The organism is Promicromonospora sp. NPDC090134 (assembly GCF_044746965.1).
In the GTDB taxonomy this organism is placed as follows: domain Bacteria; phylum Actinomycetota; class Actinomycetes; order Actinomycetales; family Cellulomonadaceae; genus Promicromonospora.
Genome location: NZ_JBIVCZ010000008.1, coordinates 304,369 through 315,387, shown reverse-complemented (window position 1 = coordinate 315,387; position 11,019 = coordinate 304,369). Strand labels below are relative to the sequence as shown.

Sequence of the window (11,019 nt, the reverse complement as noted above, 5' to 3'; positions counted from 1 at the left end):
GAGCCGCTGGGGCTGAACGACCTTGCTTGCCAGGGTCCCCCAAAACAAGTGCTTTCTGGGGCCCCCCGGCCAACCGGCTTGTGGCCGGCCCGGGCGACTCCGGACAGCGGTCGGGGCGCGGCCGCAGCCGCCCCCCGACCTGAGGTATTTCACCCTAGGGCATGGGCGCCCCGGGCAGTTCGAGAGGGAACCTTACCCCTCTCGACTACTCGTCACCGCCGAGAGTGATGACGCTGTACACCTCGTCCTGCACCGGGGAGATCGGGTAGCCCTCGACCCCGGGCGCGACGACGAGCGACGGCACCGGGCTGGCCAGCGGGACACCGGGGAGGGCGTCCATGATCACCTCGTTGGCGTTCTTGTAGGCGTCCTCCTGCTCGTCCAGCGGAGCGTTGCGGGCGTCCTTGATCGCGTCGAAGACGTCCTGGTCGTCGAAGCCCCACTCCAGCGACGGCGCCCCGAAGAACGTGCCGACGAAGTTGTAGGTGTCGTTGTAGTCGCCCGTCCAGCCCAGCAGGTGCAGGCCGTGCTTCTCGCCGCCCTGGATGGTGTCGATGTACGTCGGGCTCCACGGCTCCGGCGTCGCCGTCACCGTGATGCCGACCTCCTCGAGGTCCGCGGACACGGCCTCGTAGATCGCGGCGGGGTCCGGCATGTACGGACGCGAGACCTCGGTCGGGTAGTTGAACTCGAGCTCGAGGTTCTCCTGGCCTGCCTCCTTGAGGAGCTCCTTGGCCTTCTCGGGGTCGTAGTCGTACGTCGTGACGTCGTCGCTGTAGCCCGTGACGATCTCCGGCACGAACTGCGTGGCGGCCGTCGTGCCCTCGGGGAGGGTCGCCTGGACCAGGCCGTCCTTGTCGATCGCGTGGGCGATCGCCTGGCGGACCTTGATGTCGTCCAGCGGCTTCTCCGCCTGGTTCATACCCAGGTACAGGATGTTGAACGCGTCGCGGTCCAGCAGGGTGTAGCCGGCCTCCTTGAGCGCGTCGACGTCGGCGGGCGCGACCAGGTCGTAGCCGTCGATGTCACCGGCCTCGAGCGCCTGACGACGCGCGGTGCCGTCGGAGATCACCGTGAAGACGATGGTCTTGACGTCGCCGATCTCGCCCCAGTAGTTCTCGTTGGCGGCCAGCGTGACGCTCTCGCCGCTCTTCCACTCCTGGAACGTGTACGGGCCCGTGCCGACCGGGTGCTCCCGGCCGTACTCGGTGAGCTGCGGCGCGTCGGCCGTGCCCTCGACGTCGTCCGCGCCGAACTCCTCCATCGCCGTGGGCGACTGCATCGAGAACGACGGCAGCGACAGCGCCGGGATCAGCTCGGGGATCGGCGTGTTCAGCGTGATGACGGCGGTGGCCGCGTCGGACGCCGCGCACGAGTCGTACAGGCTGTCGTCGCCGGTACCACCGAAGACCGCCTTGTAGTAGTACGAGAGGTTCTCGTGGGCGGCCAGACCGGTCCAGTCGTGCCAGCGGTCGAAGTTGGCGCACACGGCCTCGGCGTCGAAGTCCGTGTCGTCCTGGAACTTCACGCCCTCCTTGAGGTGGAACGTGTACTCCAGACCGTCGTCGCTGATGTCCCAGCTCTCGGCGAGCAGGGGGGCGGGGTCCGCGGTGCCGGGCTCGACACCGACCAGGCCCTCGAAGATCTGACGGGCGACCCGGAACGTTTCGCCGTCACTGGCGAACGCGGGGTCGAGCGAGCTGGGCTCGGCCGAGCCGGCGAAGACGAACGTGCCGTCACTGCCCCCGCCCTCGCCGCCGTCGGCGTCCCGCTCGCTGGCGACACAACCGCTCAGAGCCACCGCGAGCGCGGTCACCAGGGTGACGCCGCCCGCAAGGCGCGTAGCGCGTCGACGCATGGCACTCTCCTTCCTCGAGCGCATCGGCAGGCCCGGGTTCGGGCACGACGACACGCAGACGTTTGCGCCTGACCTTAGGAGCCCTTTCGTTGCTTCCGTATTTCGCTACGGCACTCGCAATCCAATCGTGACCCTTTTGTTACCGCTATGAATGTGGTAGTTGGCCCGGGCTTCACCGGTGCGTGCGGGCCGAACGGGGATGATGGCACCGTGACCTCTGACGAACCGGTGTCCTTCGGCTATCGCGACCTGCCCGACGACCGTGGCGTCGCCCGGAGCTGGTGGGACGCCAACGCCGGCGAGTACCTCGACGAGCACCGTGACTTCCTCGGCGACGCCGGGTTCCGCTGGGGCCCGGAGGGCCTGACCGAGGCGGAGGCGGGCCTCCTGGGCGACGTCGCCGGGCGCGACGTGCTGGAGGTCGGGGCCGGGGCCGCGCACTGCTCGCGCTGGCTCGCGTCCCGCGGTGCGCGGGCGGTCGCCACCGACTTCTCGGCGGGCATGCTGGCCGGGGCGGTGCGCCTCGACGCCGCGACCGGCGTCGTCGTGCCGCGCGTGCAGGCCGACGCGCGGGCGCTGCCGTTCGCGGACGGCGCGTTCGACGTCGTCTTCACGTCGTTCGGCGCCCTGCCCTTCGTGCCCGACCCCGTGCGCGTGCACCACGAGGCCGCCCGTGTGCTGCGCCCCGGCGGCCGCTGGGTGTTCTCGGTGACCCACCCCCTGCGCTGGGCGTTCCCGGACGACCCGAGCCTGCACGGTCTCACGGCCAACCGGTCGTACTTCGACCGCCGTCCCTACGTGGAGGCCGACGCCGCCGGGCGGGTCGTCTACGCGGAGTACCACCGCACCGTCGGCGACCACGTGCGTGACGTGGTCGCCGCCGGCCTGCGCCTGGTCGACCTGGTCGAGCCCGAGTGGCCGGAGTGGAACGACCAGGTCTGGGGCGGCTGGGGCCCGGAACGCGGCCGCTACCTCCCGGGCACGGCGGTGTTCGTCACGACCCGCCCGTAGCCGTGGCTAGTGGCCCGCCTCGTGCCAGGTGGCGCCCGTGCCGACCGAGACGTCCAGCGGCACGTTGAGCTCGAACGCGGCGCCCATCTCGGTGCGCAGCACCTCCTCCGCCGCGTCCCGCTCGCCGGGCGACACCTCGAGCACGAGCTCGTCGTGCACCTGGAGCAGCAGGCGCGAGGCGAGACCGCGCTCGTCGAGCGCGCGCTGCACGCGGAGCATCGCGAGCTTGATGATGTCGGCGGCGCTGCCCTGGATGGGCGCGTTGAGCGCCATCCGCTCCGCCATCTGCCGGCGCTGCCGGTTGTCGCTCGTGAGGTCCGGCAGGTAGCGGCGGCGGCCGAGGATCGTGGCGGTGTAGCCCGTGGCGCGCGCCTCCTCGACCACGCCGGACAGGTAGTCGCGCACGCCGCCGAACCGCTCGAAGTAGTCGTCCATCAGCATCTGCGCCTCGCTCGTGGCGATGTTCAGCTGCTGCGACAGGCCGAACGCGCTCAGGCCGTAGGCCAGGCCGTACGACATGGCCTTGATCTTGGAGCGCATCTCGGGCGTCACGTCGGCGGGCTCGACCTCGAACACGCGCGAGCCCACGTACCGGTGCAGGTCCTCGCCCGAGTTGAACGCCGCGATCAGGCCCTCGTCGCCCGACAGGTGCGCCATGATGCGCATCTCGATCTGGCTGTAGTCGGCCGTCAGCAGGGACTCGTAGCCCTCGCCCACCCGGAAGGCGCGGCGGATCTGCCGGCCCGCCTCGGTGCGGATCGGGATGTTCTGCAGGTTCGGGTCCGTCGAGCTCAGGCGGCCCGTGGCGGCGATCGTCTGCTGGAACGTGGTGTGGATGCGGCCGTCCGGGGCCACGGACTTCAGCAGCCCCTCGACCGTGACCCGGAGGCGCGAGACGTCGCGGTGCGCCAGCAGGTGCGCCAGGAACGGGTGCTCCGTCTTGACGAACAGGTCCTGCAGGCTCGCCGCGTCGGTGGTGTAGCCGGTCTTGATCTTCTTGGTCTTCGGCATGCCGAGCTGGTCGAACAGGACCTCCTGCAGCTGCTTGGGGCTGCCGAGGTTCACCTCGCGGTCGATCACCGCGTAGGCGTCGGCCGCGGCGTCGGCCACCCCCTGGGCGAACTGCTTCTCCAGGCCCGTGAGGTACTCGGTGTCCGCCGCGATGCCGATGCGCTCCATCCGGGCGAGCACGCCCGACAGCGGCAGTTCGACGTCGTCCAGCAGGTGCATGGCCCCGCGGTCGGCGAGCTCGCCCTCCAGCGCCGTCGCCAGGTCGGCGACGCCCTGCGCGCGCACGGCCTCGGCCTGCCCCTCGGTCTCGCCCTCCAGCGACAGGTCCAGCGCGCCCTGCGCACCCTCGGGCTCGGCCACCTTGAGCTCCCGGCCCAGGTGCCGGACGGCGAGGTCGCCCAGGTCGTAGCCGCGCTGGTCGGGGTAGCAGAGGTAGGCCGCGAGCTCGGTGTCGAACACGACGCCGTCGAGCTCCATGCCGCGCGCCGCGAGCATGTGCGCTGCTGCCTTGGCCCCGTGCAGCACCTTGGGCGCGTCGGCGTCGGCGAGCCAGGCCGCGAGCGCCTTCTCGTCGTCGGGCCCGAGCTGCGTGAGGTCGAGGTAGGCGGCCTCGCCGCCGGGCTGTGCCACGGCGACGGCCCAGGCGTCCCCGCCGCCGGGCGTGTTCTTGCCGGACACCTCGACGCCCACGCGCCCGGTGCGCGCGGCGAGCCAGGCGCCGAGGGCGCCCGCGTCGAGGTCGGCCAGGTCGAGCTCGACGGACGCACCGGAGGGCGCCTCCTCCTCGGCCACGCCCGCGGGGTCCACGGCGAGCAGGCGGTCGCGGAGCTGGCCGAACTGCAGCGTGTCCGAGACGAGGTGCACGGCCTCGCGGTCGAAGCCGGCGAGGCCGAGGTCGGTCACGGCGAGCGGCAGCTCGACGTCGGTCAGCAGGGCGTTCAGCTCGCGGTTGACCCGCACCTGGTCGAGGTGCGCGCGCAGGCTCTCCCCCGCCTTGCCCTTGACCTCGTCGGCGGCGTCCAGCAGCGCGGCGAGGCCGCCGTGCGCGGTGATCCACTTGGCGGCGGTCTTGGGCCCGACGCCGGGCACACCCGGCAGGTTGTCGCTGGTCTCGCCCACGAGCGCCGCGAGGTCCGGGTAGCGCTCGGGCGGCACGCCGTACTTGGCCTCGACCGCCGCGGGGTCCATGCGGGCCAGCTCGGACACGCCCTTCTTGGGGTACAGGACGGTGACGTCGCCGTTGACGAGCTGCAGCGTGTCGCGGTCGCCCGAGCAGACCAGCACCTCCATGCCCGCGGCCCTGGCCCGCGTGGCGAGGGTGGCGAGGATGTCGTCGGCCTCGATGCCGGCGAGCTCGATCGAGCTGATCCGGAGGGTGTCGAGCACCTCCTTGATCAGGGGCACCTGCCCCTTGAACGCGTCCGGCGTGGCGTCGCGCGTGCCCTTGTAGGCGGGGAAGCGCTCCGTGCGGAACGTGACCCGGCCCGCGTCGAACGCCACCGCCATGTGGGTGGGCTGCTCGTCGCGCAGCAGGTTCGTCAGCATCGACGTGAAGCCGTAGACGGCGTTGGTGATCTGTCCTGAGCTGGTCGCGAGGGTGTCGGGCAGCGCGTAGAACGCCCGATAGGCCATGGAATGGCCGTCGATCAGCAGGAGACGGGGGCGGCCTGAGGACGGCGTACCCGGAGTACGGCTTGGCGCGGTGGAGGTCACGCCTGACAACATAGCTCGCATGACTGACACGAGCGCTTCCGCGACGCCTTCCGACGCCGGTTCCGGAGCCGGTTCCGGTACCGAGATCGACTGGAAGGCGATGTACGCCGGTTCCGACACCGCGGGCACGCTCTTCGAGCGCATGGAGATGGAGCTCCTGGAGCTCGCCCCGGACCGCGCCGTCGGGCGTATCCCGGTGAAGGGCAACACACAGCCCGCGGGCCTGCTGCACGGCGGCGCCTCCGTGGTGCTCGCCGAGACCCTCGGCTCGCTCGCCGCGCAGGCGCACGCCGGGCCGGGCAAGAAGACCGTGGGCATCGAGGTGAGCGCCACGCACCACCGGGGCGCGCGCGACGGCCACGTCACGGGCACGGCGACGGCGATCCACCTGGGCCGGTCGACGGCGTCCTACGAGATCGTGATCACCGACGACGCCGGCAAGCGGGTGTGCACGGCGCGCCTGACCTGCATGATCCTCGGCTAGGTCCAGGCAAGGAGAGGGCTCAGCCGGCCTTGGCCGGGTGGCGGCGCGACGGGGCGCCGCCGCCCACGGCGCGCATGTCGATGGGCCCGGACTCCATGACGGACCGGGCCCGGCGGCGGCGGGCGATGAGGTCCTCGATGCCGCCGCGGGCGGACCGTCGGCGGTGCGCGCCGTCGCGGGCGGTGGCCTCGGCCGCGAGGCGGCGCTGCAGCGCCGCGACGGACGCCACGCGGTGGCCCGCGGCCGGGGCGAACCCGAGCCGGGCGAGGAAGCGCTGGACACCCCGGTTGCCGGGCACGGGCGCGGAGTAGATGTCGTGGCACTCGTGCTCGGCCGCGAGGTCCGTGGCCGCACGCAGCAGCGCGTGCCCGACTCCGTGGCGGCGGGCCTGCGGCGACACGAACAGCATGTCCAGGTACAGGCTGGCGCGCTCCGCGAAGAGGTACGCCGCCACGACCCGGCCGAGGACGACGCCGACGACCTCGCCGTCCTGCTCCGCGACCAGCACGTGACCGCCCGCCGCCAGCAGCACGCTGAGGTGCTCCAGCAGCCGGCCGACCTCCTGGGCGCCGAGCTGGGCCCCGGTGGGCGAGTCGTCGCGCGCGGCAGCGGCCAGCGCCGCGACGGCGGGCATGTCGGCCTCGCGCGCGGGGTGGATGTCCAGCACGGTGCGCACGCTCATCTCCTCCCGGGGGTCTGGCGGCCGGACGTCACGCCCGGCTCCGCGCAGACACTAGTCCCGAGCGGGTCGGCTGAAAACAGGCAGTCCTGAATTTCACCCGCTCCGGGACGACTGGTCCGGATGGCGTGTCCCACCGCTCGCTCAGGCCCCGACCTGCTCGATGACGGCGTCGGCGACCTCGCGCATGGTGAGGCGGCGGTCCATCGACGTCTTCTGGATCCAGCGGAACGACTCCGGCTCCGACAGGCCCATCTTGGTCATGAGCAGGCCCTTGGCGCGGTCCACGCGCTTGCGGGTCTCGAAGCGCTCGGTCAGGTCGGCGACCTCGGCCTCCAGCGCACCGATCTGCGAGTACCGCGAGATCGCGATCTCGACGGCGGGCAGCAGGTCGGCCGGGGTGAAGGGCTTGACCACGTAGGCCATGGCGCCGGCGTCGCGGGCGCGCTCGACGAGCTCCGTCTGCGAGAACGCCGTGAGCAGCACGACGGGCGCGGCGTGGGCCTTGCCGATGCGCTCGGCGGCGGAGATGCCGTCCAGCTCGGGCATCTTGACGTCCATCACGACGACGTCGGGCTTGAGCTCGATGGCCAGGTTGACGGCGGTCTCGCCGTCACCGGCCTCACCCACGACGTCGAAACCCGCCTCGCGCAGGGTCTCCACCACGTCCATGCGGATGAGTGCCTCGTCCTCCGCCACGACGGCGCGACGGGAGGGGTTGGCGGGAGCGGCCTCCGGCTCGGCGTCGACCAGCGGGGGCAGATCCAGGGAAAGCTTCTCGGTGTTCTCGTCGGTCACGAAGGACATCCTACGTTGCGCACCTGGGCTTGGGACCCAGGCCCGCGGTGTGGTTCTATGTGCGCCGGGTCATGTTTGATGACCTGACAGGCCGGGTTGGCGGAACAGGCAGACGCGGCGCTCTCAAAAAGCGCTGCCCGCGAGGGCGTGTGGGTTCGAGTCCCACACCCGGCACCAGCAGACTCAGCGCCCGTGGACGAGCTCCGGCGTCCGGGCCTCCTCGTAGCGGACGACCTCCAGCCCGAACTCCGCCAGGATCTCGGGCAGCAGCCGCACCACGTCGCGGTCCTTCTCCCGGTTCGCCTCGGACAGCTCCGACCACGGCACGCCGATCATCGGGTGGATCCGGGCGGCGTCGTCCCGCACCGGGCCGCTGCGCCAGCCCGCGGCGACCCGCACGGACTCCCACAGCTCGTGCTCGGCCTCGGCGAGCCGGTCGAGCTCGGCGCCGTCGAACACCACGTCCGGGGCGCCGTCGCGCGGCGCGATCGTCGCACCCATGCGCGACAGGCGCGCGGGCAGCCCGACGACCCAGCCGCGGTTGGAGGCCCGCAGGTCGTCCGGCAGGTCCTCCCAGCGCACCATCGCGGGGACCTCGCCCCAGCCGACGCCGCGCTCGAGCTGGTTGCGCAGGTACACGTGGTGCACGGAGCGCGCGATCCGCTCGTACATGTCGGCGTGCGCCCGGGCCTCGACGCGCTCGACGTCGGCGAGCAGGTCGCGCGTGGTCACGGTCCGCAGCCGGCCGTCCAGGTTGTCGAGCACGCGCGACGCCTCGGTGCCGAACGCGCCCGTCAGGCCCGCCAGCCCGTCGAGCAGGAGCACCAGCGACCCGGGGCCGCCGTGCCACAGCCGCGTCGCCGTCAGCGCCACCCGCAGGGACACGCCGTCCGACGCGTGGCACACGTACACGGTGTCCGGGGCGACGGCGCCGCCCGTGCCGAGCACCGGCACCGCCCGCAGCTCGATCCGCTGGGCCACGGGCGACCAGCGGGCCCGCAGCTCGCCGGCCACGTGGTCGGCGTCGTCCGCGCTCAGGTCGACGAGAAGGCGCAGCCCGTCCCCGGCGAGCTCCCACTCCCGGGCCAGCCCCACCACGAGGGCCTTGGCGAACTCGCCCGAGCCGACCACCACCAGGTGGGTCACGGGAGCCGGCCCGCCCGGGGCGTCCAGGATGCGCCGCACCTCGCGGACGGCGAGGGCCTGCGCGGCGATCACGTCGAGCGTGAAGAAGTCCACGCCGGGCTCGGCGCAGCTCAGGTGCCGCGCCTGGAGCGCCACGCCGAGGTCGGGGTCGCTGACGTGGGCGTACAGCCGCTCGGGGCCACCGCCCGCGCGGCGGACCGCGGCCTCCGCCTCGGCGACGGTGAGCACGTTCGCCGTCGCGTCGGTGGTGTCGTCACCGCACGCGTACAGCACGGTGGCGCCCGTCAGGCCGACGCCGGGCAGCCCGGCGGCGTCCGGGGTGCGCAGCACCCGGTGCCCGGCCGCCTCCAGCGCGGCGGTGACGGTGTCGGCGGCGTCGGTCTCCCCGACGACGATCGCGTGGCCGCGGGCGCGCCTCTCCCTGAACCGCCGGATCTCGCCCGTGAACAGGGCGCGCGCCGCCTCGAGCAGGGCGTAGACGGCGGTGCCGGGGGCGAGGAACCGCGCGACCTGGAGCTGCCAGGACAGCGGCCCGCCGCCGCTGGCGGGGTCGGCGCCCATCACGAAGAGCTGCAGGTCGTGGTAGACGACGTCGTACCAGGTGCGGCCGGGCACGTGCGTGGTGTCGAGCATCAGGCCCCACCAGCCGAGGCTGAGCGAGACCACCACGAGGACGGCGAAGCCGATCCGGGACCAGGGAAGGGAGGCGCGGTTCACGCCCGGAACAATAGCGACATCTTCCCCACATCGATTCCCGGGCGAGAACGACGACGCCGAGTCAGCATGCTGACTCGGCGTCGTCGTTCTCGTCGTTCTACGTGCTGCGTCAGCCCTTGCTGCGGCCGTCCGTGTGCGAGCCGATGCGGTGCACCAGGATCGAGTTGGTCGTACCCGGCACGCCGACCGGCGCACCCGAGACCACCACGACCGTGTCGCCCTTCACGGCGAGACCCTGGTCCTGCAGGGTCAGGTCCACCTGGGCCACCATGGCGTCGACCGTGTCGACCTTGGGCACGAGGTACTCGGAGGTACCCCACGTCAGGGCGAGGGTGTTCGCGACGTCCTGCTCCGGGGTGAACGCGAGCAGCGGGATCGACGAGCGCAGGCGGGACATCCGGCGCGCGGAGTCGCCCGACTGCGTGAACGTCACGAGGTACTTGACCCCGAGCGTCTCGCCGATCTCGGCGGCGGCGCGCGTGATGGCGCCACCACGGGTGTGCGGCGTGGAGCCGAGCGGCGCGATGCGCTCCCGGCCCGCCTCCTCCGTGGCCTCGATGATCCGGGCCATGGTCTGCACCGTGATGATCGGGTAGTCGCCCACCGAGGTCTCGCCCGAGAGCATGACCGCGTCGGCGCCGTCGAGCACCGCGTTGGCGCAGTCGGACGCCTCGGCGCGGGTCGGCGTCGGCGACGTGGTCATCGACTCCAGCACCTGCGTGGCCACGATGACCGGCTTGGCGTTGCGCCGCGCCATCTCGACGATGCGCTTCTGCACGAGCGGCACCTGCTCCAGCGGCATCTCGACCGCGAGGTCGCCGCGCGCCACCATGACGCCGTCGAACGCGGCGATGACCTCGGCGAGGTTCTCCACGGCCTGCGGCTTCTCGATCTTGGCGATGACGGGGACCGTGCGGCCCTCCTCCTCCATCACCCGGCGGACGTCCTCGTAGTCCTTGGCGGACCGCACGAACGACAGCGCGATGAAGTCGGCACCCAGGGCGAGCGCCCAGCGCAGGTCGGACTCGTCCTTGTCGGACAGGGCCGGCACGGACACGGCGACGCCGGGCAGGTTGATGCCCTTGTTGTTCGAGACCGGGCCAGGAACCTCGACCTCGGTGACGACCCGCGGGCCCTCGACGGCGGTGACGCGCACGCGCACCTTGCCGTCGTCGATCAGCAGCGGGTCGCCCACCTGGGCGTCGTGGGCCAGTCCCTTGTGGGTGGTCGAGACGATCTCACGGTTGCCGAGGATGTCCTCGGTCGTGATGGTGAACGTGTCGCCCTTGTTCAAGAAATGCTTTTCGTCTCCCGCGAACCGGCCGAGCCGGATCTTGGGTCCCTGCAGGTCGACCAGTACGGCGACCGACTTTCCTGCCGCCTTCGCGGCCTCTCGCACGTTGCGGTATACCGCCGCATGAGCCTCCTGCTCGCCGTGGCTGCGGTTGATCCGCGCCACGTTCATGCCGGCGTCAACGAGTTCCCGGAGTTTTTCTGGGCTCTCCGTGGCGGGTCCGATGGTGCACACGATCTTGGCTCTGCGCATGTCTCCAGCCTAGGCATGGTGGGCGCCAGCGCGCCCTGTGGGGGTGTACAACTCCC

At 72.0% G+C, this 11,019-nt stretch carries 8 protein-coding genes and 1 tRNA gene; 3 read left to right on the top strand and 6 right to left on the bottom strand.

Going from position 1 to position 11,019, the window contains the following annotated elements; all coding sequences use genetic code 11:
• Positions 1–205 precede the first annotated feature (205 nt).
• On the bottom strand, positions 206–1,858 hold the full coding sequence (locus ACIPN7_RS21960) for an ABC transporter substrate-binding protein (protein ID WP_400547205.1): 1,653 nt from the start codon (positions 1,856–1,858) through the stop codon (positions 206–208).
• A 210-nt stretch (positions 1,859–2,068) separates the two neighbouring features.
• On the opposite strand from ACIPN7_RS21960, the gene ACIPN7_RS21955 reads away from it, so the two are divergent.
• Positions 2,069–2,869: a class I SAM-dependent methyltransferase gene (locus ACIPN7_RS21955; protein WP_400547202.1), complete on the top strand. Its 801-nt coding sequence runs from the start codon at positions 2,069–2,071 to the stop codon at positions 2,867–2,869.
• Between the two features lie 6 nt (positions 2,870–2,875).
• Here the strand turns inward: ACIPN7_RS21955 and polA are convergent, their stop codons facing one another.
• On the bottom strand, positions 2,876–5,512 hold the full coding sequence (gene polA, locus ACIPN7_RS21950) for a DNA polymerase I (protein WP_400547199.1): 2,637 nt from the start codon (positions 5,510–5,512) through the stop codon (positions 2,876–2,878).
• Positions 5,513–5,693: 181 nt separating this feature from the next.
• Here polA and ACIPN7_RS21945 point away from each other — a divergent pair, with 181 nt between their 5' ends.
• Positions 5,694–6,077 carry a PaaI family thioesterase gene (locus ACIPN7_RS21945; RefSeq protein ID WP_400547242.1) on the top strand — a complete coding sequence of 128 codons (384 nt, stop codon included), beginning with the start codon at positions 5,694–5,696 and terminating at the stop codon, positions 6,075–6,077.
• 19 nt (positions 6,078–6,096) lie between these two features.
• Here ACIPN7_RS21945 and ACIPN7_RS21940 read toward each other — a convergent pair whose 3' ends face one another.
• A complete protein-coding gene (locus ACIPN7_RS21940) occupies positions 6,097–6,753 on the bottom strand; it encodes a GNAT family N-acetyltransferase (RefSeq protein ID WP_400547196.1) in 657 nt (218 codons plus the stop codon).
• 147 nt (positions 6,754–6,900) lie between these two features.
• Entirely contained in the window at positions 6,901–7,563 is a 663-nt protein-coding gene (locus ACIPN7_RS21935) for an ANTAR domain-containing response regulator (RefSeq protein ID WP_285102343.1), read from the bottom strand.
• Positions 7,564–7,644: 81 nt separating this feature from the next.
• Here ACIPN7_RS21935 and ACIPN7_RS21930 point away from each other — a divergent pair.
• Positions 7,645–7,731, top strand: a tRNA-Leu gene (locus ACIPN7_RS21930).
• Between the two features lie 6 nt (positions 7,732–7,737).
• On the opposite strand, the gene ACIPN7_RS21925 is transcribed toward ACIPN7_RS21930, so the two are convergent.
• Together ACIPN7_RS21925 and pyk are read right to left on the bottom strand one after the other, a co-directional pair.
• Positions 7,738–9,417 carry a RyR domain-containing protein gene (locus tag ACIPN7_RS21925; protein WP_400547193.1) on the bottom strand — a complete coding sequence of 560 codons (1,680 nt, stop codon included), beginning with the start codon at positions 9,415–9,417 and terminating at the stop codon, positions 7,738–7,740.
• 109 nt (positions 9,418–9,526) lie between these two features.
• Positions 9,527–10,963 (bottom strand): pyruvate kinase, encoded by a 1,437-nt coding sequence (pyk, locus tag ACIPN7_RS21920; protein ID WP_400547190.1) that lies wholly within the window; start codon positions 10,961–10,963, stop codon positions 9,527–9,529.
• Positions 10,964–11,019: the final 56 nt, after the last annotated feature.

Coding starts and splice junctions, on each gene's coding strand:
- ACIPN7_RS21960 (WP_400547205.1), bottom strand. CDS start 1,858: ATGCGTCGACGCGCTACGCGCCTTGCGGGCGGCGTCACCCTGGTGACC.
- polA (WP_400547199.1), bottom strand. CDS start 5,512: ATGGCCTATCGGGCGTTCTACGCGCTGCCCGACACCCTCGCGACCAGC.
- ACIPN7_RS21945 (WP_400547242.1), top strand. CDS start 5,694: ATGTACGCCGGTTCCGACACCGCGGGCACGCTCTTCGAGCGCATGGAG.
- ACIPN7_RS21935 (WP_285102343.1), bottom strand. CDS start 7,563: ATGTCCTTCGTGACCGACGAGAACACCGAGAAGCTTTCCCTGGATCTG.
- pyk (WP_400547190.1), bottom strand. CDS start 10,963: ATGCGCAGAGCCAAGATCGTGTGCACCATCGGACCCGCCACGGAGAGC.